The sequence below is a fragment of the Nonomuraea sp. PA05 genome (assembly GCF_008086045.1).
GTDB classification, from domain to species: Bacteria; Actinomycetota; Actinomycetes; order Streptosporangiales; family Streptosporangiaceae; genus Nonomuraea; species Nonomuraea monospora.
In genome coordinates this window covers 25,303-51,779 of sequence record NZ_VSEY01000009.1, presented here as the reverse complement: position 1 = coordinate 51,779, position 26,477 = coordinate 25,303, and the positions used below count along the sequence as shown (strand labels likewise).

The following is a 26,477-nucleotide window of genomic DNA, read 5'->3' as shown; positions in this document are numbered from 1 at the left end:
TCGAAGGAGAGGGGCCGGCGTCCGGTGGTGGCGGAACTGCGGGCCCAGATGCTGACCGCGATGACGGGCTGCCCGCGAGACCTGACCGCCCTGTGGCACCGCGCCGCGGCCGAGTTGGGGCCCTCGGACCCGCTCACCCTGCTCATCGCCTGCAAGTCCGAGACGTACGCCAGTCGTACCCGGCCGGTGACCGAGTCGGTGCCGGTCTGGGAGCGGCTCGTACGCTGCGCGGCCGATGCCCTGGAAGCCGACGACCCGGCACATCTGGAGATCGTCTCCCGATACGGCAGGTGGCTCGGCCGTCGAGGCGAGCCGACGGACCTGGACAACGCCGTGGTCCACCAGCGTGCCGAACTGGCCCGTCGTGAATCCGCGCTGCCGGTGCGGGCCTACTGGACGGGAACGGTCCGCCTCGACCTGGCCACGACGCTGGTGGAACGTGCCAGGTTGGGCCACCTGGACCACACCGTGAAGGCCGTGCCCTCCGCGGACCTGGCCGAGGCCGCGGAGCTGAGCGCCCAGGAGATCGCACACAGAAGCGTCGTCTGCGGTCACGACGACCTGCGCACCTGGGAGGCCCGCGGTATCGCCGGTAAGGTGGCGCTCTGCCAGGCGCTGCTCGGACCGGCGGCCGGTGAGCGCACCACCGCGCAGGCCAGGGAGCTGGCTGACCAGGTGGTGCGCATGACCACCGACTTCATGACGGGCAGACAGGCGCTTCGGGAGCCGCGCTTGCTCCAGGGCCTGCTGCTGCGGGCGCAGGCGTTGCTCGCGGCGGGCCGGCAGACGGAGGCGGAGGCCGAGGCACGGCTCGCGGGTGAGCTGCACCGGGGCAGAGAGGATGGCTGGCCAGGCGGCATCGACCCCGGTCTGGCGCCACTGACACTGGCCCGTGTGCTGGCGGGGACGGACCGGGCCGAGGCGGTGGCAGCGGCGCGGCGTGCGCTGCGCAGCCGGCTGGACTGGTTCCCTGAGGACAGCGTGTACTGCGCGGAGGCGCGGGAGCAACTGGGCGCGTGCTGACGGCCGGCGGCGTTCACCGCCCGTGCGGCCCCTTCCCGTGCCCGGTTCGCCAGCTCGGGGGCTCCAGCCGCACGCCCTGCGCGCGCAGCGCGCGCTCCAGCAGCGGCAGGGTCCCTTCTGCAGGGACGCCGATGAGCCACACGCCGTGCTCGTCGGTCACGACCTGCATCGGCGACCGTTCCGGCGCCAGGTCGGCGAAGGGCCGGTAACGGCTCTCGGCGAGCTCGGTCCTGAGCAGCATGCGCTGGCCGGCCGAGCCCCGCCAGATCAGCCCGGTCGGTCTGCCCGCCTCGTACCGGCCGGTGATCAGCACGTCCGCGTGCCTGACCGCCGCACGCTGGTCGTCATCCAGTTCGGACTCCTCGTAGCCGGTGAAGACCAGCAGGTCGATGGGCCGTGCCGCGCGTCGCCTGATCACGTCGGCCGCCGACAACAACGCGCCCAGCCCCTCGGGCTGCGCGAGAGGCTCGCCGCCGCTGACGGTCAGCCCGTCCGCCCCGTCGCGGACGGCGGCGCTCCAGAGCCGCGCGAGCTCCTCCACGGGCACCTCGGCTCCCGCCGCCTCGTCCCAGGTGTCGCGGGACATGCAGCCGGGACAGGCCAGCGGGCAGCCCTGCGTCCAGATGCCCAGCCTGCGGCCGAACCCGAGTGTGATGACGGGGCTGTGGACGCGGTTCACCCGCAACGTGGCCGCCATCACAAGGTCCTGATCAGCTCGGCGATGGCTTCGGTGGCCTTGGCGTCGGCCAGGCCCGTGGCGACGCCGTCGAGGTAACGGATGCGGGCGGTCCTGAAGGTCTGGCGCACCACGTTCTGGTCGGCGGTCATGCGCTGCTGCGCGCTCGCCTCCAGCCGGTCGCAGGCGGCTCGCAGCTCCGCGTGCCGCGCGCAGATGGAGTCAAGGCGGCCTCGAGCGTCCGCGAGCCGGTCCGCCAGCAGGTCGCGGGCGTCGGCGGCACCCTCGTACGCCGTCCGCAGCGGGTGGAATCTCGCCGTTCCCAACAGGAACGAGATTCCCGACGTGATGAACAGCAGCATGACGAACAGCGCGATGATGCTGAGGTCACTGGCGTGCAGCGGCTCGGCCGCGCTCTTCAGGCCTTCCTCGACCACCGCGCCGCTCTCGTTCACCACCGTGGGCGGTACGAGCAGCACCCTGGCCCGCAGGTAGCCGAGCACGGCCGCCAGATAGAGGCCGGGCAGGAGCAGCACCAGCCCGGTGAGGATCACCTTGCGCTCCTCGCCGGTGGTGTGCCGCCCCCTGTAGAGATAGCCGGCGAGGTGCGGCAGCAGAACCATGATCGAGGCCACGGACACCGCGAACACCCCACTGAGCACCTGCTCGATGAGGGTGTCGCCATGGAAGTAGTCGAACACGGCCCATTGGATCGGCACGTCGATGGCCACGAGCACGATCAGCAGCACCTGTTTCAACCTGGAGGGCAGCGGCGGAGCCGTGTACGGGCCCTCCCACCTGGCCGTCTCCGGCCCCGCCGCGTCCACGCCGCCGGGAAGGTCCTCGTGGGAGTCTCCCTCGCGGAGCAGCCCACGCCTGCGGCGGCGCTCGTCGTCCCTGGCCAGCGCGTCGATCCTGGCCCGGACGTCGTCCGCCTCGTGCACCGCCCTGCCGTGCTTCGCCTCCAGATCCGCTACCAGCGCGACCGTGGTGGCCCGCGCCGCCTCGCCCTCGGCGATGCGCCCCCGTAGAACTTCCATCCTCGTCCGATCGTCGGCGGGCAGGCGGGCGAGCACGCGTCCCTCCTCGGCCTGCAGCACGCTCAGGTGGGGCGGCGGCGCGCCGGGGTCGAATGACCACGTGTCGAGGATGCCTCCGCGGGCGTCGGAGACTCCCTGCTCATGGGCCCGCTCGGCCACCCCGTCGCCGGTGTAGCCGACGGGCCCGATGTCGAAGGGGCCGGGCAGGGGAGGCTGTGGATGGGTCATGCCCGTGATCCTCCGGTCAGACTTTCTTCGGCTCGACAGGGCAATGCGCCTTGTCTTTCAGGAGTTCTTTCCAGAAGGCGTCGAAGGCGGGAAATGCCACCGGATCCCTGCCTTGCAGAGTGCCGTATCCGATCGTGACGAGTCGCACGCCGGACAGGTTGGGAATGCGCTTGTCGGCGGCCAGCCTCTCGATGATCGCCCGCCTTTTCTCCGGGGTGCTCAAATCATCCTCATAGAGGTTCAGGGGATGGTCGCCGCCTCTCGGATCGGTGGCCATGAAATCGCTGAAAACGATCAGGTGATAGCCCGCTCCGCCGGTCGGGCGCTCCTCCGCCGCCCTCCAGAGGCCGCCCAGGACATCGGAGCCGGGAACCTCGCGCTGATCGGTGCGCACGCAGCCGAGCAGCTCACTCGCGCGCTGGACGGCAAGGCCGCGCCGCGTGTTCCGGAGGGCGGGCCGGTCGAGGTTGCCCGCCGCGTCAGGGTCCAGGTCGACATCGTCGGCGGTGCAGTACGCCGAGCGCGATGCCCCGGTGATCGGCTCGAACGTCACGGTCCGGCAGCCGGCCTGGAAGAGTTGCTTGGGCAGCTGAGCCTTGACCCGCTGCTCGGCGTCGAAGCCCGTTTCCGGTTCCGAGGAGCCGGATCCGTCGAGGACGACGTCGCACACGCCCGCCAGCCGGTCTTCCGAACAACCGGTGAGCACGGCGCAGAGTACGGCGGCCACGGCGAGAGCCGACGCGAACCGGCCCGACGGGAACGGAGACGGCGACAAGAACCGAGGCGGAAGCGGGGACGGAGGCGGCGGGCGATGTGAGTTCATGGCGGTTCCCCCGGTCATCCGACGACGTCCAGCGCGCGCCGCACGGGACCGGAGGCTCCCCGCAGGTGCGTGAGAAGCAACTCGTCCGGCGCGTCCCAGAGCGGGTCGGGCTCGATGAGCGGCACAGACCCGACGGTCACCCCGCCCTTGCTCCTGCGCCGGATCCGCCGGCGCAGCACGCCCTCCCAGTAGCAGGCGACGAGCTGCCCGGCCCGGCCGTGCCGCACGAGGGCGTCCTGGTGGCATGAGGCCACGTCGACCCGCCAGGCGGTGATCAGCTCGAGGAGCCTGACGCGGGTGCGGGCGGATGCCTGGCCGTTCGCCTCGTGCTCGCGCAGGACCTCGGCCGCCTGGCGGGAGATCTCTCGCAGGAGATCGCCCCGGCGGTCGATGAGCCGTTTGAGCGCCGCGCTGGACTCGGCCCTGGCGTGCTCCTGCATCTCGTGCACGTAGGCGGCGCCCAGCGCGCTGGCAGCCGCGGCCGTCATCGGCTCGGTGATCAGTTTCTTCTGCGCCATCGCCTGCTTCCAGATCCGGCGCGAGGCGCGCCTGCCCTCCCTCATGGCGGCCTTGCGCTGTCCGGCGGTCAACGCGGGCGGATCCTCGGCGGGTGACCCTTTCCTGGCGCCCCTGTCCACCGCGGTCATGTGGATGCTCCTTTCTCCGTCGCAACGTCCGGGAAATTTGTGGAGTTTCACGGCGTTCGGCGGCAATAGGAAAAACTATGCCATACTTCGGCTGGGTGAGCGCTGTCATCCCTGCGTTCCAAAAAGGCATTGGAATACATGGAACAAGGCGTCGGTCGCTTTTCCGTTCCAGGCAAATTCTGAAAATCATGGAATGTCGAAAGCTGGAAGAATGTCTCATCCACCGCCCACCGAGCTCGATCCGGGACGCTCCGCGCCCCCGACGGAGCTGGATCTCGGGCGCGCGGGCACGGACGAGGTTCCGCCGACCGTCATCGACGCGGGCCGCGAGCCGCTCACCGAAGACGCCTGGGGCGCAGGCAGGCTGCCCACCGCACTCGCCGGCCGCCTGAAGCTGGTCAGGGAGCTGGTGGGCGGCTCGGAGGCGCTGCTGTTCCTCGTCACGGACCCAGAGGGCCGCGAGCGGATCCTCAAGATCTACCGCGCAGGGCACGGGCCCGACCCGGAGGTGTCCGAGGCGCTGGCGCGGCTGAGCGGCGAACGCCACCTGGTGGAGGTGTACGAGCGTGGCACGGTCGCGGGGCGCGCTTATGAGCTGATGGAGCACCTGGCCGGCGGCGACCTGCGTACCCTGCTCGGAGACCCGCCGCGCGGACTGCCGCCCGTGACGGTGACCGAGATCGTCAGACAGGTGGCCGGTGCGCTCAACGCGCTGCACGCGGTGGGCGTACCGCACCGAGACCTGAAACCGGACAACCTGCTCCTGCGTTCCCGTGAGCCCCTGGAGCTGGCCGTCATCGACTTCGGCATCAGCCGTGTGACCGACGGCACAGAGATCCGCGACAGCCGCCACGGCACAGTGATCTACATGGCGCCCGAGCAGCTCCTGGCACGGCGGGTGTCACCTGCCGTCGACTGGTGGGCCCTCGGCATGACGCTGCTGGAGCTGAGCGCGGGACGGCACCCGTACGGCCACCTGGCGGACGCCGAGGTGATGGCGCTCCAGCACGTGCGCGACATCGACTTCACCGGAGCGGACGACGAGCGCGTCCGGCTGCTCCTGCGCGGTCTGCTGACCAAGGACGCCCCCGACCGGTGGGGCGCCGAAGAAGTGGCCGAATGGCTGAAGGGCGGATCCCCGCCGGTGGTCGCCGCCGCCATGGAGGAGCCGCAGTTCGAGCCGTACGACCATCGGGGCAGGGCGGTCACCGGCCGCCGGCAGCTGGCGCAACTGCTCGCCGGGGAATGGGACAGCGCGGCGGCGTACTACTTCACCAGTACGGGGGTGGCGCCGCCATGGCAGCGGCTGCGCGGCTGGATCGCGAGGCTGGGCGGGGACCCGGATGGTCTGTTCGCGGCGATGGAGGCGAACCTGCCGCCGGACGTCAAGCTGCTGCGCCTGGTCCGCTGGCTGGACCCGACCATACCCGCCCTCTACCGCAACGAGGTCCTCACGCTCGACCGGGTCACAGAGCTGGCCCGCAAGGCGCTCGGCGGCACGCCAGGCAACGTGCCCGACTTGATCCTGCAGCTGTGGAACCACCGGTTACTGCTGGAACTGGCCCGTGCGCCGCTCGGTGGCGGGCTCGCCGAGGCCGACGCCCGCTGGCGCGAGTCGCACGTCTCCTGGCAGGCCCTGACCGCCCGCCTCCGCGCCGCTCGCCCCGATCTGGGCGAGGCCCTGGCTGGGATCGCGCCAGGGCGGCTGCTGCCACACCTCCTGGCACTGGCGACCAGCCCGGACGCGTCGGCCGAAGCCCTGCGCCAGACAGCGGGGGAGCTGCGGGCCGACCTGCCCCACGACGTGCCGTGGTTCAGCGAGCTGACCGACGCGCGGGCCGGGCCGCTCGACCGGCTGTGCGCGCTGCTGCTGGAGCCCGCCGCCCGCATTGAGGCCGCCGACCTGCACGCGGCCCGCGTACGCCGAGCCTGGCTGCTGCGCGAGGAGGCCACGCACCTGTGGTACCGGAACCAGGACCGGCCGATCGCGCTGGGCTGGGCGGCTGCGGGCTGCTGCCTGGTGGCGGTGTTCTGGGTGTGGCTGATCGTGGTGAGCGATCTGATCCCGATCGCGACCACGACCATGACCGACCTCGGCTGGCTCTGCGCGATCGTGGCGATCGTCCTGGTGATCGGCGTGGAGCTGGCGTTCGCGGCCGGCGTCGGAGGGCCCTACCACCCGGCGTACTCGCTGATCGGCGGCACCGCTCGGCTGGCCAGGGCGGTGGCCAGGCCGGTACGCGGCAACGGCTGGCTCGGGCTCGCGGTGGTGGGAGGAGCGCTGCTGGCGGTGCTGGCCGCGACGGCCTTCCTGCCGCCCCTGCTGCCGATCGGGACGGTCGTCGTGCAGGTGATCTGGACAGTGGCGCGGCAGCGCCGCTGGGTGGCCGACGAGGAGGACAGAGCGGATCAGCTCGCGCGAGCCAGGCGCGAACAGCAGGAAGACGAGCGAGGAGGACGGACATGAGCGCAGGTTCGATGGCGGTGATCGCGGTCCCGGTGGTGCTGCCGCTGGCGGTGGGCGCGCTGGCGGTCGGCGGGGCGGCCTTCCTGATCGCGCGGGCCGCCGCCCGCGGGGCCGAGCTGGCCGCGGAGGGGGTGGTGATGCTCGGCGACGCCATGGACGCGGAGGCCGAACGCCTTGCCGGCGAGCGCCGCGCCGCGGACCGGTGGCGGGACGCGACGGCCATGGTGGTGCGGCACAACGCCCAGATCACGGCGCTGCGTGCGGCGGCCGGCAAGGTGCCGGTGACGCTGACCCTGCCCGAGCCCCTGGACGTGGCGGGCAGCGACATGGCCATGATCCGGTCCTGGTGCGCGGACACCGAGAAGGGGCTCGCGCAGGCCCGCGTCGTCCTGAGCGGGCACGTGGCCGGTGAGGCGTGCCGCCGGCTCGCGCAACGGCTCGGCGCCGAGGCCGAGCCGGTCATCACCGCGGCCGGGGCGCTCGCCCGGGCACGGGCAGGAGCGGCGCCGGTGAAGGCGGCCTCGCCGGTCGGCGCCGCCGCCAAGATCGACGCGCGGCTCGCCAAGCTGGACCTCGGCGTGAGCACGCGGGAGTACGCCCAGATCCTCGAGGTCGCGGCGCGAACTCGGACGGCCACGTCCGTGCAGGCCCAGCGGTCCGGCCTCGACCAGTTGCTCAGCCTGATCCACGACGCCAACGCCGCGGCGCGGCGCCGCCACGAGGACGCGGTGACCGCCGGTGCGTATCTGCAGTCGTTCCAGGCCACCGGCATCCCCGACGCCGGGGACGGCGGTGCCGCGCGCGTGGTCGCAAGCCTGAACGCGGTCGTCGCGGGCGACGCGCCGCTCGACGCGGCGCTGCGCGCCCGGGCCGAGGAGCTGAACGGCCGGGCGCTGTGCCGGGCCCAGCAGATGTACCTGCGCGAGACCGTGGCCGCCCTGATGCGGGCCTCGGGCTGGGAGGTCAGCGGTGAGGACCAGGTCCTCACCCTGACCAGGGGCGACTGGCCAGGCCACTACGCCACCGTCGACGTCGGCGACCGCCTGGTCCGGGGACGTGTCGTCAGGCGCGTGCCGCCCACCGGCATCGACGGGCGGCGCCAGGACCGCGAGCGGTGCCAGGACTTCGCCCGCGACTTCGAGGGCCTGACCGCAGGCTTGCGCGTCGAGCACGGCCGGCCGCGGGTGTCGGCGGACGAGGAGGTCGAAGTGGCCGCCCGACCTGAGCCGATCTCGCGGGTGCGTCAGGAGCGCAAGGCCAGGAGACGATCGTGAACGGCTGGTCGAAGCGGCTGACGGACTGGCCGCCGTTCGTCCGCGAACTGGCGGGCACGCTGTCCGTCCACGCCCAGTACATCCTGCACGGCAACGTGCGTGATCGGTTCCTGGTGCCGCCCAGGCCCTCGTCTCTCCCGCTCGTGGAAGTGCTGTGGGAGGCGTTGCGGCCCGACGGCTACCTGGCGTTGATCCGCTACGACCCCGTGCACGGCTTCACCGCACACGCGGAGGCCGAGCAGGGAGTTGTGGCCCGCTTCCTGGGCACGGGCGTCATCGGTTCTGCGCCGTCCATGGACGCGCTCCGCAAGCACCTGACCGCCGTGGCCCAGGGGCCTGCCCGGATGGCGTTGGTCATCGACTACGCCTCCCGCCTGCTGGTGTCGCCCGCCCACATCAGCCAGGACGAACATGATTTCTTCCGGTTCGCGCTCAAACTCGCGGAGCAGGCCACCCCGCGGCTCGGCGGACCGCCGGAGCGGCAGGCGGCGCTGTTCAACCCGCTGATCTGGCTGGTGGACGGAGAACGCGACCTGCCGGCGTGGCTGATGACGTCCGGGCCGCGGGTGCGCACGATCGGAGTGGCACTGCCCGGCCTGGACGAGCGCGCGAGGGCCAGCCGGATGCTCGCCGTCGACCTCGGCCTGCTGGACGCCCCGGCGGGGTCGGACGGTGCCCGCGCGATGGAACAGTTCGCGCGCCAGACGGACGGCATGCGGACCCGGGACCTGCACGAGATCGTCCGGCTGGCGCGGGACCGCGGCATGGGAGCCACCGAGCTGCCCGACGCCGTACGCATCTACAAACTGGGCTTCGAGGACAACCTCTGGCGCCGGGGCGAGCTGCGCAGGCGCATCCAGGAGGGCGAGAGCTGGCTGCACGAGCGGGTGCGGGGCCAGCGGCGAGCAGTGCTCAAGACCCTCGACATCCTCAAACGCGCGGCGCTCGGCCTGTCCGGCGCCCAGGCCACCGCCCCGGGCACCCGTCCCCGCGGCGTGCTGTTCTTCGCCGGGCCGACCGGGGTGGGCAAGACCGAGCTCGCCAAGGCCGTGGCCGAGCTGGTGTTCGGGGAGGCCGACTCGTTCCTGCGCTTCGACATGAGCGAGTTCTCCGCCGAGCACGCCGCCGACCGGCTGATCGGGGCGCCGCCGGGCTATGTCGGGTTCGAGGCGGGCGGCGAGCTGACCAGCGCGGTGCGCAGGATGCCGTTCCGCGTCATCCTCTTCGACGAGATCGAGAAGGCCCATCCGCAGGTGCTGGACAAGTTCCTGCAGATCCTCGAAGACGGGCGTCTCACCGACGGCCAGGGCATGACCACCCATTTCTCCGAGTGCGTGCTGGTCTTCACCTCCAATCTCGGCATCCGCAGGGAGGACCCGCGGACCGGGGAGAGGGTCCGCACCGTCGACGAGAGCATGGAGCCGGAGGAGGTGCGCGAGACCGTCCTGGACACGATCAAGCAGCATTTCACCGACAAGCTCAACCGGCCGGAGTTGCTCAACAGGTTCGGCGACAACATCGTGGTCTTCGACTTCATCTCCACCACCGTCGCCGCGCAGATCTTCGACGGGCAGCTGGACAACATCATCCGCAGGGTGGGCGAGCAGCATCGGGTCACCGTCGACCTCACCTCGCGGGCCAGGGACGACCTGCGCGAGCTGTGCCCGTTCTCGCCGCAGAACGGCGGGCGGGGCATCGGCAACGCGCTGGAGTCGGCGTTCGTCAACCCGCTCGCCCGGGAGCTGTTCGACCGGGACGCGGCACCCGGCGGCACCCTGCGGATCCTGGGCGTCGACGGGGGCGACCCCGTGACCCTGCGCGTGGAGTCGCCGTGAAGTGCCCCTTGGGCTGCGCAGACCCCGGCTCCACCACGATGTGCGCGCGCTGCGGCTCCGACCTCGAGCCCGGGTCGCCGGCCGCCGATACCCATCCGGGAGAGCAGGAGACGGTGGGCGGCGGGGCGTCCGCCGGCGTGCTCGCGGTGCGGTTCGCCTTCGGGGACGTCCTCCCGTGCCCGGACTCGCCGGTGCGGCTGGGCAGGGACCCTCTCTGGTCGCCGTACGCCACCTCCCTGTCCGCGCACCGCAACGTGTCGCGGCGGCACGCCACCGTGGGCCTCGACCCGGACGGCGGCGCGTGGATCGATCCGGAGCAGACCCCGAACGGCACCTTCCGCAACGGTGAGGAGTTGCCGCCGAACCGGCGGCACCTCCTGTCGCGAGGCGACCTGGTCCGCCTAGCGGCAGGCCCTGAAGGGGTCGTGGCCGTCATGAACGAGGAAGAGGAGCCATCATGAGGGGTCGTCAGCACGCCGGGAGCACCCAGTGGACGACGCCATGACCGACGGCGAATGGCCGGACTGGCGCGCGCACGTCGCCCGCTTCGCCGAGCCGGAGGGGGCGGCGGATCGTGACCGCGACATAGAGGCGCTGACCACCGCGTACTACGCGGACGAGGCCGATGAGGAGCAGCTCGACGGCCTGGCCGTCCTGCTGCTGGCCCGCTACCGGGCGCACGGGGCGGCCGCGGATCGCGACACGGCCGCCGCCGTGCTCGACCGGCTGCTGACCCGGCTTCCGCAGGACGACCCGTACGGCGACGTCGTGGCGGGCACGCTGGGTGAGCTCCTGGCCGAGGCGGGCACCTGCACGCCGGAGGTCGCGGCTCTGCTCGAACGGGGCCTGGCGAAATGCGAGGGCCACGAGCGGATCGCGCCGCTGTACTTCCACGCGATCTGCCTCTCGGCGGGCACGCCTGCGGAAGAGACGCTGCAACGGCTGACCGGCGACCTGGGCGAACTGCTCGGCTTGCTTCCAGAGGACCACCCGATGCGGCCGGAGGTGATGATCCGTCTCGCGGACAGCCTCGCGGGAGGCGATCCAGGCCAGGCCATCACGCTGTACGAGCAGGCATGGCAGCGGATGGATCCCGGACCTGGACGGGCGCAGGTGGCCGCCAACCTCAGCGTGCTCATCGAGGCGCCGGCGCCTCGGACGGGCATCTCGCCGGAGCTGGAGGCGGCCGAGCGGTGGATTCGGGCGGCGCTCGCGGAGCCGGTCCGCCACTCCGCCGAGCGCCACGCCCACCTCGCCTTCCTGCTGATCCGCCGGCTGATGCCCGCCCTTCCGCCCGGGAAGGCGATGGTGACCCCGGAAGGGCTGAAGGCGTTTTCGGCGGCGCTGCGGGAGCGGCCGGAGCTCCGTGCTGTGCTGGCCGAGGCGGTCGATCACCTCGAGCGGGCGGAGCGGCTCGCGCCTGACGACGTACGGATCAACGGCACCCTGGCGGGCGCCCGGATGGTGCTGTCGGGCTGTCCGGTGGCCACCGCGGAACAACTGGACGCCGTGCACCGCCACACGGCCAGGGTCGCCGCACAGCACCCGGACCTGCCGCAGGCCAGAGCGCTGGAGCTGCTGACCGCGCGCGATCCCGCGGAGGAGGACCTGCGCGCCGCCGTCGCGGCGCTGCCCGCCCAGGACGCGCTGCGCCCGCAGCTCCTCGCCCGCCTCGGGACGAAGCTGCAGGCCGCAGGTGCGGCGGCGGAGGCCATGCGTGTCCTCGTGCCGGCGCTGCCCGCGCTCCCACCGGACGACCCGGTGCGGGCCGTCGCGATGGCCGCCCTGATCGGTGCCGTTCTCGACGGCGTGCGGCTGCACACCTCGCGTGCGGAGCTCGACCGTCTCGCCGAAGATCTGCGCGCCGTCGCGCCGGACGGGCCGCAGGACGCGGCCACGCACCTGGCCTGGGGCGTCGTGCACGCCGTGCGCGGGATCTGGGCTTCGTCCCGCGCCGACTTCGATACGGCGACGGCCTCCTTCAACCGGGCCATCGACCTGCTGCCCGCCACCGACCCGAACGTGGCGGGGCTCCGCTACGCGATCGCCATGACCATGGTGGACCGCTTCAGCGTGGACAAGGACCTGCAGTACCTGGACGACGCGCTGGAGATCTTCGATGAGCTCGCTGGAGACCCCGCGTGGGCGGAGTCTTCCGCCCTGCTGATCGCGCGGGGCGTGGCACGCCTCGCCCGCTCGCTGTACGGAAAGACGGACCAGGACCGCCGGACGGCCATGGATGAACTCGCACGCGGCTTCGCGGGCCTTCCCGACGGCTCGCCGATCCGCCGGGGCCTCGCGCCCGCGATGGACGCCGCCGAGACACTGAGCGGCTCCCGGTTCGGCCCCGCCGAGTTGCAGCGGATGATCGATCTCGCCAGAGGCCCGGAGACGGAGCTCATCGAGGGCAGGTACCCGGTCGTCGATCTCGTGGCCGGCCTCTTGCGGCTCGAACTCTTCCCCGGTGACCAGGTCGCCGCCCGCCAGGTGCTGCGGGCCGCGGCTGACTTCGACCAGCGCACAGGCCGCTTCGGCGACACGTTCGCCCACGCGGCCACCGCAAGGGCCTGGTGGGCTCTCGGCAGACCCGACGAGGCGATCAGAGGCGAACTGGCCGCTCTCCGGGCGCGCCTGGCCGACGGACTCCTCCAGACCCGCGCCAGCCGTTCCCTCGCGGTGACACGCGACACGGCCGAGGACGCGCTGGGAACCGCGTCCCGGGCGCTGGCCGGCGGGCGGGACGCGGCGGCCGTCGAGGCCCTGGAACTCGCCCGCGGGATGACCTTGTACGCGGCCACCGCCGGGCTGCCGGACGAGCCCGCGCCGGATTCGAGCGGACGGACGATCCCCGTCCCGACGGACGTGCGCAGCGGGGCGGTGATCGAGCGTGCCGCCGAGCCGGGGTTCCTCGATCCGCCCACGGTCCCGCAGATCGCGGCGGCGCTGCGCGACCACGGCTGGGACGCCCTGGCATACCTGCTGCCCAGTAGTGCGGGCGGCCACGGCCGGGCACTGTTGGTCCGCCCGGACGGGACGGTCCGGACGCTGCCGCTGCCCGGGCTCGACGGCGAGGAGGTGGCGCGCGTGCGCGCCTATGAGCGGGCTCACCAGCGCTCGCTCTCCCTGGACGAGCGAGCACCGTGGCGGGCGGCCCTTCTCGACCTCGGCGCGTGGGCGTGGCGCGTGGTCATGGAGCCGTTGCTGACCGAGATCGCGGCGGGCCGGCCGCTGGCTCGCGTGGTCCTGGTTCCCTGGGGAACCCTGGGCGCGGTGCCGTGGCAGGCGGCCGGCGATCCCGCGAGCGGCGGGTACGTCTGCCGGCGGGCGGTGATCTCGTTCGCCGTCTCAGCCAGGCAGCTCATCCGCACCGCGCCGCCGTTCCCCGACCACCACGCCCGCCCCGCCATCGTGGCCGACCCAGGAGGTGCGAGGCTGCGCTGGTGCCGCTGGGAGTGCGATGAGCTGTCGCGCCTGTTCTACTCCTCCGCGCGGCGGTTCGGGCGGTGGAAGGGGGACGAGGTGACGCCGGTCGCCACGCCGGCCACGCTGCTCGACCTGCTGCCCGGAGGCACGTGGCCCGCCACACTGCTGCACTTCGGCGGCCATGCCGAATCCACCCAGTCGCCCGTGGACGCGAAGCTCCGGCTGGCCGGCGAGGTGACGGTCGGACAGTTGCTCGCCCGGCCCCGCGCGGGCGGCCCCGGGCCGCTGGTCGTCCTGTCCGCCTGCACGAGCGACTTCACCGCCGAAGACTACGACGAGGCGTTGACACTGGCGACCGCGCTGCTGGCGGCCGGGGCCTCGACCGTCATCGGGTCGCGCTGGGGCGTCGAGGACGACGCACGCACCGCCCTCCTGATGGTGATGTATCACGCGTTCCTCGCCACCTGTGATCGAGCCGAAGCGCTGCGACGCACTCAGGTCTGGGCGCTGGCACCGCGCAGGGAGGACCTTCCTCCCGGGATCTCGGCGGGGCTGGTGCGGCTGGCCTTCGAGCTGGATCTGGCGGATCCGGTGATCTGGGCCGCCTTCACGCACCAGGGACGCTGAGCGGCCGGTCGGCCCGCTTGGGAGATGGGCCGAGCGTGACCCCGTACGGGGCGAGCAGGCCGGTCAGCTGGTCGTGGCAGCGCTCGTCGGCGAGCAGGTAGCCCTCGTCCGCGACCGGCTGGAAGGCGTCCATGCACCGGTCGCCGAAGAACATCATGGCCTCACGCGGACGATCCCGCTTCGCCTGCCAGATCAACCCCTGCGGCACCAGGTTCGGCCAGGCGTGCTGGCCACGCCAGTCGCGTTCGTGCAGCCACAACGACCAGTGGCGGGTGATGTGGTAGTACTCCGCCTCCGCGTCGAGCAGCCAGCCGTCCTGGCAGACGCCGCTGAGGTCCTCCGCGCTGAGCAGCGACACCAGCCGGAGGTCGCGGACGACGTCGATCGCCGACATGCGCAGAGCCTCCAGCCTGGCGTGCCGCACGAGCCGGCCCCCGTTCTCGCCGTCGAACAGCAGGCTGCGAACCACCGTCTCCATCAGCGCGGTGGACTGCTCCCTGGCCGCGTACAGGTAGGGGAACGGCCGCATCATCGTGCAGTCGAACCGGCCGCCGCCGATCTTCCTGTCGGCCGGCACGGGATTGCAGGCGTCGGCCGCGTATCGCGCGCTGTGCACCCGCCAGAGCCGTGTGCCGGAGGGCAGGATCTTCATCGCGACCTGACCAGGACACCGTTCTGGCGGCAGTTGGAGCGGCACGGTCAGATCCTTTCCAGCTCGGCCTGGGCGGCCGCCACGAGGTCATCGTCGCGCTCTGTGCCGATGAGGTCCGCGGGCGCCGCGCCCAGCCAGGCGTTGCCGCCGAGCCACCAGTCGGCGACGCCCCAGGGGTCCTCCTCTGCGTTGAGCAGGCTGTTGACCAGCAGGACGAGAGGTCTTGCGCGGCCGTCCGCGTCGAACTGGAACGCGGGCAGGCGGGTCGTGCCCTCCGGCGTGTCCAGGCGGACCAGCCCGGCGCCGTAGCCGTCGGCGACCTCGCCCGGCAGGTGTGACGGCGCGCCGAGCAGCCGCCGCTGGACTGCGGCCAGCAGTTCGGCGGGCGAGCGCGAGGGCTCCGGCATCTCGGGGAACAGCCGGTGGCCATACCTCTCGATCAACTCGCCCCACATCGCTCCGACCTGATCCACCGGCTCGTCCGCCCGGTCCAGCCGGCGGATCCCGGTGGGGATCGCTCGGCGGACGGGATGTCCGGGAGGAAGCCACGGCTCCACCACGTCCATGATCGAGATGACCAGGTCGTTCAGGCGCTCGCGGCCGGTGGGGCGCTGGAGTTCGGACAACAAGCGATCCAGCTCGTCCTGGTCGTCCGCGTCGAGGTGGGAGCGGACATCAGGGAGGTGCTTGGCGAGCGTCCTGAGGAAGTGGGGCACGTCCATGCGGTGGGACTCCGATTCCTGAGTCGTAGTCCATTGAGCGACGAGCGTGCCACAGATTTTTATGAGATGAAAGCCATTCCATGCTTATGTCGTACAGAATAGACGGGTGTCGGTGTTGGTGGGGGTAGTGCCTGATTCCAGATTATTGTGGATTTTCGTGGAATGGAGCATCTTCGTCCGGGGGTCGTTCGTCCTTTTGGTAGCGGTGATTCGTGAGTGGGCGCTGCGGGGCGCCCTGATCTAGGCAGGTGTCCAGGTGAACGGTAAGCCGACCTTAGTTCTGCACATTCCTCGCATTTCGGGACAAATGCTACCTTGTCACGATATCGAAAAATGTGTAGTAACCTTCGTTGCCTCGCCTCCGATTCACGGACTTTCGGGAGAGGCGAATTTCCCGAATGATCGCACTCGTCCCGCGAGGCGAAATTACGCCAGTCGTGCCGGAAATTTCCGGAAATGGGCCCAGTTCCTCGACGGCCCTCACCCCCCAGGTAGGTGACGATGCAAGCGAAGGATGACGGGCGGGGCGCCCGGTTAGGTGAAGGCCGCGTTCGGCGCGGGCCCGAGACGGGCGTTGACGTCCGGCTCGATACAGATCACGCACGCGGGCTCGCTGTCCGTAACGAAGTCGCCCTCGCGTGCGCTGTCCAAAGTGACATGTGCGGAGGGGGCCATGGTGAGTGACGAAGTCGCGACCACCGCGCCGGACGAGGCCGAAGCGGGTGGGGAGCAGGCACAGGCGTCGGAGCAGCCGGGGCTGGACGAGCGGATGGCGGCGATCGAGAGCGCGGTCGCGGAGTTCAACCGCAGGTCCGCGCATCGCGAGGCGGTGATCGACCGGCTGCACGAGGAGAACCAGGTGCTGCGTGGTGGCCTGCACCGCACGATCCTGGAGCCGGTGGTGACCGACCTGATCCGGATGTACGACTCACTGCTGCGCGAGTCGGCCCGCCTGTCCGGCGAACACGCGGACCCGGCCTGCGGCAGGCTGCTGGAGAGCTTCGCCGACGACACGCTGCTGTTGCTGGAGCGCTGCGGTCTCGAGGAGTTCACGGCCCGGCCGGGAGACCGCTTCGACGCGGGCCGGCACACCGCGGTGTCCGTCGTCCCCGCCCCGGACGAGACGGCGGACAACACCGTGGCCGAGGTCATGGCGATCGGCTTCGTGGAGCGGGAGACGGGCCGGGTGCGCCGTCCGGTGCGAGCCAGCTTCCACCAGTACCGCCGCACCCAGTCCGCGGAGCACGTGGGGCCAGGGAAGCACGTGGGGCCCGCGGAGCACGTGGAGTCCGGGGAGACCGCGCAGCCCACGGAGACCGTGCAAGCGGCGGAGACCGTGCAGCCGGCCGAGGCTGTGCGGCAGCAGGAACCGGAAGCCGGGGCCGCCCCGATTCCGGACATGACCTGATCGAGCGAGGGGGACACCGCGCATGGCAACGTACGGCATCGATCTCGGTACCACCTACTCCTGCATCGCCTACTTCGACGACACCGGCCGGCCGGTCGTCACCAAGAACGCGGTCGGCCAGGAGACCACGCCGTCGGTGGTCTACTTCGAGACACCGGACCACGTCGTGGTCGGGCAAGAGGCCAAGGGCTCGGCCAAGCTCTTCCCCGACCTGGTGGTCTCGCTGATCAAGCGGCAGATGGGGCAGAAGTTCGAGCTCGACTTCCACGGCGCCTCGCACACGCCCGAATCAGTGTCGGCACTCATTCTCAAGGAGATGGCCAGGGCCGCCGCCGAGCACACCCACGAGGAGGTGCGCGACGTCGTCATCACGGTGCCCGCGTACTTCGGCGTCGCCGAACGCGAGGCCACCCGCAAGGCCGGCGAGATCGCCGGGCTCAACGTGCTCAACCTGATTCCCGAGCCGGTGGCCGCCGCGCTGCACTATGAGACCCTCTCGGCGGAGCAGTTCACCACCATCCTCGTGTACGACCTGGGCGGCGGCACCTTCGACACCACGGTCATCCGTCTGGAGGGCAACGACGTGCGGGTGGTCTGCACCGACGGCGACCACCGGCTCGGCGGCGCGGACTGGGACGAGCGCATCGCCGACCATCTGCTGGAGCGTTTCATGGCCGAGAACGCCGGCTCGGCGGCGGACCGGAGCGAGGACTTCCTGCAAGAGCTGGCCGGCGCCGCCGAGGAGATGAAGAAGGGTCTCAGCGCGGCCATGTCGCGGCGCTACAACATGCGCTTCGACGGCGGCACCGCCAGGGTGGAGCTGACCCGTGAGCACTTCGAGAGCCTCACGGAGGACCTGCTCGCCCGGACGTTCGAGATCACCAAGCGCACGGTCGACAAGGCCGCCGAGCACGGGATCGATCACTTCGACGACGTGCTGCTGGTCGGTGGCTCGGTCCGGATGCCCGCGGTGGCGGAAGGGCTGCGGCAGCGCTTCGGCTTCGACCCCAAACTCCACGATCCGGACCTGGCGGTGGCCAAGGGGGCGGCCAAGTTCGCGCTGATCGAGGCGGTCAAGGTGCGCCTGCCCGGCGACGCGGAGAAGCTGTCGGAGGAGGAGACGCGGGAGGCGTACGAACAGGCGGCCGACCAGCTCGGGCTGGAGCCGGAGAAGGTGCGGATGCTGGCCGGCCGGCGGGTGACGACCGTGGTGCCGCGCGCGTTCGGCGTCAAGGTGGTCGACTTCGCCGACGACGGAAGCGAGGTGTTCACCGTGAGCCACGTCCTCAAGGCGAACACCGCGCTGCCCGCGGCGCCCGGCGCCGAGCGGTTCGCGACGGCGTACGAGAACCAGACCGAGATCAAGATCGAGATCTGGGAGCAGGCCGGATCGGTCGAATCGCCGGAGCTGTCCGACAACGCAAAGATCGGCGAGGGCGTCATCCCCGAGCTGCCCAGGCTGCGCAAGAACTCTCCCATCGACATCTCCTTCGCCATGGACGAGCTGGGCACGCTCACGGTCCACGCCGTCGAGCTGCAGACGAAGAAGGACCTGCGCATCGAGGTACGCATCCAGGGGCTGTCGGACGCGCAGGTCCGGCAGGCCAAGGAAGCGGTCGCGCGTTACGCGGTCTCGGAGTGACGGCGGGGCTGGCGAGTGACACAAGTGTTGGACAAGGACGCCTACCGGCGCGAGGTGCTCGACCCCGCACGTGCCCGGGGCAACGCGCTGCCTGCCGACCTGCTCGCGCGGTACGCGCTGCGCCCAGAGGAGAAACTGCAGGGCGATCGACTGACCGAGCACCTGGCAGAGGTGGTCGCGTACTGGCGCACGGTCAGGCAACGGCAGAAGTCGTACGCGAAGCTGATCGACGGACTGCTCGTCGCGCACGCGAAGCTGACCGAGCAGAACGCCCTCACCTGGGACGCGCTGAAGGCCGAGACGGACCGGCAGGTGAAGGCGGCCACCACGCGGCTGGCGGAGGCGGCCGTCACACTGGCGGGCAGCGGATCCCGCATCAGCCGCGCCGCGCTCGACCACCTGGTCGCCGACACAGGAGGCACCCTCTCGGAGGCCGAGGTGCGCCGGATCCTGGTCGAGCACGGCATCTCCATCGTCGAGCGGACCTGGGTCCTGCCCGACACGCCGCCCTGGCCCGCGCACCGGACCATGCGCAACGCCCTCAACCTGCTCGGCCTGCGGTTGTCGGCCGAGGTCGTGGTCGGCACGGAAGAAGTGCGCCGCGGCTTCCGGCTGCGTGACGGCTTCCGGCTGACCGGCGGAGCGCCGGCCGGGAGAGCGCTGACCAAGGAGAAGATCGCCGCTGTCCTGAGAGATTCGGCGGCTCGGGTCAGGGACGAGCGCAAGGCCGCGACCGAGAGCGTGCTGTCCACCCTGAAGGAGGCGGCGGGCGAACCGGAGCGGCTGGACGCGATGCTGCTCTGGGAGGTCATGGAAATCCTGCGGCCGCAGGTGGCCGCAGGGCTGCCGGCCAAGATGATCAGTGAGCAGGCCGCGGCCCTGGGGCTGGTCAGGGAGGAGGCGGAGGAGCTGGCGCTGGCGATGCTCGCTCACGAGCCTCGCTCCGCCGGACCGGCGTATCAGATCCAGGAGGCACTGGAAGAAGGTCGGCTGCGTGCCGCCGAGCGCCTGCTGCCGGGGCTGGCGCCCGACGATCCGCTGCGTCGTCGCATCGAGGAACGCGGCCGTCAGGTCGCCGCGTGGACCGGTCAGGCCACGGAAGAGCTGACCGCCGGCCGTACGGAGGCGGCGGCCGAGCTGCTCGACAAGGCCTGGCGGAGCGCAGCGGACGATGAGGCCATCGGCGATCGGCTGCGTGCCCTGCCGCCGCCTCCGGCCGGCGAGGTGCGCGCGGGAGCGCAGAGCAGCCGGGTGACAGTGGCGTGGGCCCCGAGCGCCGCCCACGTCGGCCCCGTCCACTACCGCGTGGTGCGCACCATCGGTGCTCCGGCGAGCGGGGCGGCTGATGGCATCACGGTCGGCGAGACGGAGACCAACGAGCTGGTGGACCGGGCACCGCCACCCGCCGAGGAGCTGTATTACACCGTGTTCGCCGGGCGTGCCGCCGGCATCTGGTCGGCACCCGTCTTCGCCCCTCGGCTGACCGTGCTGCCCGAGATCATCGCGCCGGCGGTGACAGCGGGGGAGCGGGAGGTGACCGCGACGTGGCGGCTGCCGCCGGGCGCGTCGGAGGCCATCGTGAGCAGGCTCGACCCGCACGTCGGGCAGCCGACGAGCAGAGGCGGGAGCGGGTTCGCCGACGTGGGGGTGACGCCGGGGCAGACCTATCGCTACCGGGTCCAGGTCGCCTACGAACGCTCCGACGGCACGAGGCGGCTCTCACGCGGCGTCGTGCTGACGGGGCTGCCGGAGAGCGCGCCGCGGGCGGTCCTGGATCTGACGGTCGAGCTGGACGGCGAGCCTCCCGCGGCGCGGATCGGCTGGCCCCCACCGGCCGGCGGGCGGGTGGTCATCCGCGCCGCGGACGGCCCGCCGCCCTGGCCGCGCGGCACGACGCTCACGCAGGCCGAGGCGGAGCGGTACGGCTCCGAGGTGCCGGCCGTGCCCGCAGAGGGCGCGAACGGCTGGATGACCATCCGCGCGCCGCTGGCCGGCGTCTACTTCACCGCGGTCAGCGTCGGCGCCGGTCGAGCGGTGATCGGTGCCTCCGCCCGGCTCGTCATCGTGGAGCCGGTACGCGAGCTGACCGCACTGCGGCTCGGGGACACGATGGCACTGAGCTGGCAATGGCCGGCCGGCGCCCAGCTCGTGGAGGTGACCTGGGCGCCGGCCGGAGCGAGCGTGGAGGAGCAGGGCGCAGGGGCGGTCACCGCCGAGTGCCGGCGCCGTGCCTACGAGGACAACGGCTGCCGAATCGAGATCGGGCCGGGCGCGGTCGTGGCCAGCGTGCGCACGGTGGCCGGCGAGATCCGCTCCAGGCCGGTGACGGCGAGCGTCCCAGGCATCGGCCCTGAGGTCCGCTACGAGTTTCGCCGCCCCCGGCTGTCGCGGCGCCGCGAGGCCGTGCTGATCCTGACCGCGGAACGACACTGCCAGGTGCCGCCGCTGGTCGTCGTGCGCCGGGCGGGCACCGTGCTCCCGCTGCGGCCCGAGCAGGGCGAGGTGATCCACGAGGTGCCGGCGCAGGAGCTGAGCCCGGACAGCCCGCTCACGCTGCGGATCGCGGTGCCGCACGCCGCGAAGCCGTCCAGGCTGGCTTGTTTCGTGGCTTCCGGCACGGCTGACGTGGTGACCCTGATCCCGCTTCCAGGAACGTGGTGAACGATGAGGATCCCCCTACTGCCCACCCTGACCTGCCCGTACTGCTACCAGCCATTCCAGTCGCGGAAGGTCATGTTCCGTTGCACCGGGTTGCTCGGCCCCAACGGCAAGAGGTGTGAGGCCAAGCGCGACACGGCGTTGTCCGGCCGGTTCCGGATGAACGAGGCGCTGCCCCCGGTGTTCAGCCCAGGCTCGCTGGCTACCAGCCGGCGCATGAGCGCGTGCTGCCCAGGCTGCGGCGGCGAGTCGACCCAGCGCATCTGCCCGCATTGCCACAGCCAGCTGCCGGTGCACTTCGGCCGGGTCGACAGCCGGCTCATCGCGCTGATCGGCGCCAAGGGCACCGGCAAGACCATCTACATGACGGTCCTGCTGCACGAGCTGATGCACACGGTGGGGCGGCGCTTCGACGCCGCCGTGGTCGGTTCGGACGACCACACGCGCAGCGAGTTCTCCAAGCGGTACGAGGAGATGCTCTACCGGCAGAGCGTGCTGCCTGCCACGACGGTCCCCGGACAGGCGGAGCTGCGGCGCCCGCTGGTCTTCAAGGTCTCCCTCGACCGCTCGGGGCTGTTCGGCACCCGTGACCGGCACACGATCACCTCGTTCTTCGACACCGCGGGAGAGGACCTGATCACGAAGCAGAGCGTGGACCTCAACGTCCGCTACCTGCGCAGCGCCGACGGCATCATCCTGCTCCTCGACCCCCTGCAGATGCGCGGCGCTCGCGCCGCCGCGCGGCCGGGCGTCCGGCTGCCGGACTCCGACGCAAAGACCGATCATCCGGTCAACGTGCTGGCCCGGGTCACCGAGGTGCTCTACGAGGCCCACGGCCGCGGCCCGAACCGGCGCCTGGAGATCCCGGTCGCCGTCGCCATGTCCAAAATCGACGCGCTGCGGGACGGCTTCGCCGCGGGCAGCCCGCTGCTCCGCGAGCCGCCCGCCGACCAGCCCGTCTTCGACCAGGCCGACAGCCTGGCCGTGCACGATCACGTGCGGGCGCTGCTGCACGAATGGGAGGGCGAGCAGATCGACCAGATCATGCGCAAGCACTACGCGTCCTACCGCTACTTCGGACTGTCCTCCCTGGGCGACAGCCCAACGGCCGACAACCGCGTCGATCCCCGGGGCATCCATCCGTACCGGGTGGCCGACCCCTTTCTGTGGCTGCTCAGCCGGCTGAACGCGCTCCCGTCCACCAAGGGGTGACATGGACTTCCACCAGCTCTATTACACGTCGTGCCGATCGGGGCTGTCGGGGTATGCCGGCTACCAGTTCAACGCGGTCACGCCGGGCGTGGCCCCCGAGGTGATGAGCGAGGTCGAGGCGCTCAGCTCGTACGAGCCGCCCAGCACGCTGGGGCACTCGCCGACGCCCGAGCAGATCGCCGGTTGCCCGGTGAACCTGTGCTTCGTGCCAGGCCCGCGGCCGATCGCGGCCAACGTCGTCTTCACCGGCACCGACTACTCCGGCAGGTTCGGCAACTATTTCGCGCACGCGCTCGTGCCCGAGGCGGGGAGCTGGCAGGGGCCGCTGCCCATCGAGCTGTGGCGGGCAGCGTTGTGGACCCGGGAGACGGTGGACGGCACCGAGCTGCCGCCCGTGCCGAGCCCGCTTCCGGCCGGGCCGCTCGGCCGCGACGCCGTGGATGACTTCCTGGACAGGGCACCCGGCCGGTCGCTGCTGCCCGCCCTGCTCAGCGCCGTGGAGCGGGCCGTGCTCGATGAGGAACGCTCGGTGGTGATCTACGCGGCGGACGCCGACGAGGTGGCGCGCTGGATCGCCGCGGTGTCCTTCCTGCTGCCGCCGCCGGTGGCCGCCCGCATGTCGTTCGCGACCTATCAGTTCCGCCCCTCCTACAGCAGATATCACGTGATCGGCACGCAGCCAGGAGCGGAGATCGTCGCGGACGAGCGCTCGTTTCAGGCGTTCTATCTGTTCGACTTCACGACAGGCCGGGCCTCCGAGGCGGAGGTGGGCCCGCTGCCGGTGTTGCTGGCGGCGGCCGGGACGGTGGCGGCCGGGCCCCTCTGGCGCCGGGCGGCGGCGCTGGCCGCGGGCGGCGAGGTGCGGCTGGCCGACTGGTACGCGGTCGCGGTCGCGGCTGCGCTGCTGGACGGCGGGGTGGGCGTCGGGCCGGAGGAGCTCGACGCGGTCTGCGCCTGGATGGCGGAGCATGGACCACGCCTCGACGGCGGCATGCTCGCCACCATCGCCGCGGCCGTGCTCGGTCACGACGCCGTCTCCGCCGCCCACCTGACCGGCCTGGCCGACGCAGCCGCCGAGGGCGGGCAGGCGGAGCTGCTCGCGCAGACGGAGGAGCTCCTGGTGACGCGCCAGGTCGCCGAGGTGGTCAGGCCGGAAGGGACCGATTCGCACGCGGGGGTCGCGGCCGAGGTTCCGCCTGCGGTGCCGGTCAGCCGGCGGCTGCGGTCGCAGAAGGCCCGCGAGTTCGCCGCGGACAGGTACACCCGGGCACTGGCCGAGGCCGGTCCCGCCACCGTGCTGCGCCTGCTGCGGCTGGCCGTGGCGCACGACATCAGGCCAGACGCCCGCGCCCTGCGGGAGTGCGGCCTGCGGACGATCGGCCCAGAACTGGTGCGGCAGCGGCCTGAACCGGCCACGTACGAGGCCGTGCAGCGCTGGCCGGACCTGCGTTCCGGGGTGCTGGCGTGCCTCGATCACGCCGCGGCCGAGGGGCGGTCGCTGCGCGAGGTGTTCGAGCTCGGGCTGGACACGGCCATACCCGAGGAGGAACTGCTCGCCCGGCCGGCCCTGCGCGAGGCCGCCCTGCTCGTCCGCGCCCGCAGACAGCCGGAGCGCCGTGTGGACACGGCGCTCGCGCTGCTGTCCGGGCGGGGCCGCAGCCTCGACGAGACCGTGCTGAGGGAACTCTGGCCGGGCGGCTGGTCCGTGAGCGAGGCCATGGCGATGCTGAGGAGACTTCCCTCCTCGGCACTCGGCGACCCGGTGCTGGTCGCCTGGGTGACGGCGGTGCTGGACAGGCCGCTGCCTGACGGCGACCGCCAGGGGATGGACTCGTACGCGGCACTGTGCGGTCTGCTGGCCAGGTTGCCGCTGACCGGGACGTTGCCGGCCGGCTCGCGGGATCGGGTCGCGGAAATGGTGCGGATCCACGAGACGGAGCGGCGCATCGTGGACGCCGCCCGTCAGGGAGACGACAAGAAGTGGCGCGCGGCCATCCAGACGCTGCTCGCGTTTCACGCGGCCACCAAGACGCCGGCCGTCCGGACCTACCTGCGGACGCACTTGGCGGAGCAACTGGTGTCGGGGCCGCACGAGCGGCTTCCGACGCTGATCGCGCACGCGCCCCCGGAGATCGCGCAGGCCTATCTGGATGACCTGGACCGGCAGTTGGGCGGGGAGCAGGCGGGCGCGACCGCCGCCACCGCGTTCGCCACCCTCTACACCGCGCTGGCCCACCGGGACACAGTGCACGTCGCCGATGCTCTGCAGGACGTTCTGCTCACCCACCTGTCCGAGTGGCGCAAACGCGATCTCAACGACGTCGAGCACGAACTGCGCGGCCACTCCAACCGCATGGCCGACGAGTTCAGGCGCTGGCGGCTGGCACACTGCCGCCCCCGGCGGCGCTGGCTCCCGAGCTGGCCGTCGCACAGCTGAGCACCGCTTCACGAAGGGGATCACACCATGTCGGGATACTACGGCGGGTCTCAGTCGAGATACCGCCGCAACCCCGTCCCATCCGGCGACGGGGCCGCCGTGGGTTGCGGCTGCCTGGTGGCCATGTGCCTGTCGCCTCTGCTGTTGTGGCTGCTCATCCCGGCGGCGTCCGTGATGGTGGTTTACGCCACGGGACACTGCCTGTACGAGTACCTCAAACGGCTGGCCTCCGTCATGGGCGTCGGCCGGTGGGCGGCGGCCGCGCCTGTCCCGCCGCCGCCCGACCGGCCGGCCGGCCGGAACGAACCGGCCTACGTCCATTACCTGTTCGGGCCCGCGCTGGTCGACCTCCGGCACGCGGCACGGGTGGCCCTACCAGCGCCGTGGCAGGTCGGCAGGCGGTACGACCACCTGATCCGCCGCACCTTCCAGGGCCGCGATCCCGCCGGGCTGATGGTGCCGCTCGGCATCGTGAGCTGGCTGAGCATGGCGGTCGGCATCGGCAGCGGCTTCCTCGTCGTCACGATGTTGTGCCTGATCCAACTGACAATCGTGGGGCTCATGGCGTTCGCCGTCATCGCCGCCGGGCTCGTGCTGCGGGCGGCCGACTCCGGGATGCGCGTGGTCAAGGGCGTCCGGACCAGCTGTCCGTCCTGTCACCAGCACGTGCACTACCCCTCGTACGACTGCTCGGCATCGAGTTGCGGGCGGCGGCACCGCGACATCAGGCCCGGCCGGTTCGGAGTGGTCAAGCGCAGATGCGCGTGCGGGACGCTGCTGCCCACTCTGCTGATCATGGGAAGCGGCGACGGGCGGATGCGGGCGTTCTGCCCGCACTGCGGGGAACCGATGTCGGCCGGCGCCGGTGCCGTACCGGAGATCGTCATCCCGGTGCTCGGCGCGGCCACCACAGGCAAGACCCGCCTCATGACGGCGTTGGTCATGGGCCTGGTGGAGGGGCCAGGAGGACACGGGGCCACGACGCGCTTCGCCGACGAGCAGTCGGCGAACGCCTACCGCGGCCTGGCCGACAAACTGCGCGCCGGCGTGCACACGTGGAAGACCATCAAGGCCAAGGACGCGCCGCTGCGGGCCTACTCGCTGCGTGTCGCGCCGCCCAGCGGCTCCCCGCGGCTGCTGCACATCTTCGACGCGCCCGGCGAACTCGTCGGAAGGTCGGAGCTGCTGCGCGAGCTGCGCTACATCAAGGTCGCGCGCACGTTCCTGTTCACCCTCGATCTGCTGTCCGTGGACGCCGTCTGGGCGTCGTTACCGCCCGAGGAACAGGCCAGGCAGGAACAACTCCGCTCCGACGTGCCGACGGACTTCGTGTTCGGGCAGTTGGTCCAGAACATCGAGGGGCTCGGCGTCGCGACCACGCGGGCGCGCCTGATCGTGGCGCTGACCAAGGACGACCTGGTGTGCCACAGTCCCGTCCTGGCCGGCGTCGGCCACGGGAGCGAGGACATCCGCCGCTGGCTCGAGGGGCCCGCCGGACTGGACGGCGTCGTACGCACGATGCGCCGGCACTTCGGCGAGATCCGCTTCTTCCGCACCTCCTCCTGGCTCCATGACGGGCTGATCGACCACAGCGTGCTGGATCTGTCCGGCTGGATCCTCGCCAAGGAGGGCCTGCGCGTCCACAACTCCGCGTGATACCCGAACCGAGAGGGGAACCAACGA

18 protein-coding genes are annotated in these 26,477 nt (G+C 71.7%); 12 read left to right on the top strand and 6 right to left on the bottom strand.

Annotation, left to right across the window (positions count from 1 at the left end; all coding sequences use genetic code 11):
- Positions 1 to 24 precede the first annotated feature (24 nt).
- Positions 25 to 1,023, top strand: coding sequence for a hypothetical protein (locus FXF51_RS16120; protein WP_148435277.1), 999 nt, complete (start codon positions 25 to 27; stop codon positions 1,021 to 1,023).
- A 13-nt stretch (positions 1,024 to 1,036) separates the two neighbouring features.
- Here FXF51_RS16120 and FXF51_RS16115 read toward each other — a convergent pair whose 3' ends face one another.
- From FXF51_RS16115 to FXF51_RS16100, 4 genes are all read right to left on the bottom strand, one after another.
- Positions 1,037 to 1,720 carry a 4Fe-4S single cluster domain-containing protein gene (locus FXF51_RS16115; RefSeq protein WP_148435276.1) on the bottom strand — a complete coding sequence of 228 codons (684 nt, stop codon included), beginning with the start codon at positions 1,718 to 1,720 and terminating at the stop codon, positions 1,037 to 1,039.
- Positions 1,720 to 2,967, bottom strand: a complete 1,248-nt coding sequence (locus FXF51_RS16110) for a hypothetical protein (protein ID WP_148435275.1) — start codon at positions 2,965 to 2,967, stop codon at positions 1,720 to 1,722. The genes FXF51_RS16115 and FXF51_RS16110 overlap by 1 nt, the downstream gene beginning before the upstream one ends.
- A gap of 16 nt (positions 2,968 to 2,983) precedes the next feature.
- Positions 2,984 to 3,694 (bottom strand): hypothetical protein, encoded by a 711-nt coding sequence (locus tag FXF51_RS16105; protein ID WP_148435274.1) that lies wholly within the window; start codon positions 3,692 to 3,694, stop codon positions 2,984 to 2,986.
- A 110-nt stretch (positions 3,695 to 3,804) separates the two neighbouring features.
- A complete protein-coding gene (locus FXF51_RS16100; protein WP_187414398.1) occupies positions 3,805 to 4,437 on the bottom strand; it encodes a hypothetical protein in 633 nt (210 codons plus the stop codon).
- 211 nt (positions 4,438 to 4,648) lie between these two features.
- Here FXF51_RS16100 and FXF51_RS16095 point away from each other — a divergent pair, with 211 nt between their 5' ends.
- From FXF51_RS16095 to FXF51_RS16075, 5 genes are read left to right on the top strand one after another with little or no spacing between them, the layout of a single operon-like run.
- The gene (locus tag FXF51_RS16095) at positions 4,649 to 6,904 is read left to right on the top strand and encodes a protein kinase domain-containing protein (RefSeq protein WP_187414397.1); all 2,256 of its coding nucleotides are present in this window, start codon (positions 4,649 to 4,651) and stop codon (positions 6,902 to 6,904) included.
- Entirely contained in the window at positions 6,901 to 8,178 is a 1,278-nt protein-coding gene (locus tag FXF51_RS16090) for a hypothetical protein (RefSeq protein ID WP_148435271.1), read from the top strand. Before FXF51_RS16095 ends, FXF51_RS16090 begins: the two co-directional genes overlap by 4 nt.
- The gene (locus FXF51_RS16085) at positions 8,175 to 10,013 is read left to right on the top strand and encodes an AAA family ATPase (RefSeq protein WP_148435270.1); all 1,839 of its coding nucleotides are present in this window, start codon (positions 8,175 to 8,177) and stop codon (positions 10,011 to 10,013) included. The genes FXF51_RS16090 and FXF51_RS16085 overlap by 4 nt, the downstream gene beginning before the upstream one ends.
- Positions 10,010 to 10,474, top strand: a complete 465-nt coding sequence (locus tag FXF51_RS16080) for an FHA domain-containing protein (protein ID WP_148435269.1) — start codon at positions 10,010 to 10,012, stop codon at positions 10,472 to 10,474. The genes FXF51_RS16085 and FXF51_RS16080 overlap by 4 nt, the downstream gene beginning before the upstream one ends.
- A gap of 28 nt (positions 10,475 to 10,502) precedes the next feature.
- On the top strand, positions 10,503 to 14,063 hold the full coding sequence (locus FXF51_RS16075) for a CHAT domain-containing tetratricopeptide repeat protein (RefSeq protein ID WP_148435268.1): 3,561 nt from the start codon (positions 10,503 to 10,505) through the stop codon (positions 14,061 to 14,063).
- On the opposite strand, the gene FXF51_RS16070 is transcribed toward FXF51_RS16075, so the two are convergent.
- Positions 14,044 to 14,760, bottom strand: a complete 717-nt coding sequence (locus FXF51_RS16070) for an RES family NAD+ phosphorylase (RefSeq protein WP_148435267.1) — start codon at positions 14,758 to 14,760, stop codon at positions 14,044 to 14,046. The two genes, FXF51_RS16075 and FXF51_RS16070, sit on opposite strands and share 20 nt — an antisense overlap.
- 2 nt (positions 14,761 to 14,762) lie before the next feature.
- The gene (locus tag FXF51_RS16065) at positions 14,763 to 15,437 is read right to left on the bottom strand and encodes a hypothetical protein (RefSeq protein WP_148435266.1); all 675 of its coding nucleotides are present in this window, start codon (positions 15,435 to 15,437) and stop codon (positions 14,763 to 14,765) included.
- A 673-nt stretch (positions 15,438 to 16,110) separates the two neighbouring features.
- Here FXF51_RS16065 and FXF51_RS16060 point away from each other — a divergent pair.
- Genes FXF51_RS16060 through FXF51_RS16035 form a run of 6 tightly spaced genes read left to right on the top strand, consistent with a single transcriptional unit; the run spans position 16,111 to position 26,450 of the window.
- Positions 16,111 to 16,845 (top strand): nucleotide exchange factor GrpE, encoded by a 735-nt coding sequence (locus FXF51_RS16060; RefSeq protein WP_148435265.1) that lies wholly within the window; start codon positions 16,111 to 16,113, stop codon positions 16,843 to 16,845.
- 22 nt (positions 16,846 to 16,867) lie between these two features.
- A complete protein-coding gene (locus FXF51_RS16055) occupies positions 16,868 to 18,487 on the top strand; it encodes an Hsp70 family protein (protein ID WP_148435264.1) in 1,620 nt (539 codons plus the stop codon).
- 15 nt (positions 18,488 to 18,502) lie between these two features.
- Positions 18,503 to 21,148, top strand: a complete 2,646-nt coding sequence (locus tag FXF51_RS16050; RefSeq protein ID WP_148435263.1) for a hypothetical protein — start codon at positions 18,503 to 18,505, stop codon at positions 21,146 to 21,148.
- Positions 21,149 to 21,151: 3 nt separating this feature from the next.
- Entirely contained in the window at positions 21,152 to 22,357 is a 1,206-nt protein-coding gene (locus tag FXF51_RS16045) for a TRAFAC clade GTPase domain-containing protein (RefSeq protein ID WP_148435262.1), read from the top strand.
- A gap of 1 nt (position 22,358) precedes the next feature.
- Positions 22,359 to 24,794, top strand: coding sequence for a GTPase-associated protein 1-related protein (locus FXF51_RS16040; protein ID WP_148435261.1), 2,436 nt, complete (start codon positions 22,359 to 22,361; stop codon positions 24,792 to 24,794).
- Positions 24,795 to 24,821: 27 nt separating this feature from the next.
- Entirely contained in the window at positions 24,822 to 26,450 is a 1,629-nt protein-coding gene (locus tag FXF51_RS16035; RefSeq protein ID WP_148435260.1) for a TRAFAC clade GTPase domain-containing protein, read from the top strand.
- Positions 26,451 to 26,477: the final 27 nt, after the last annotated feature.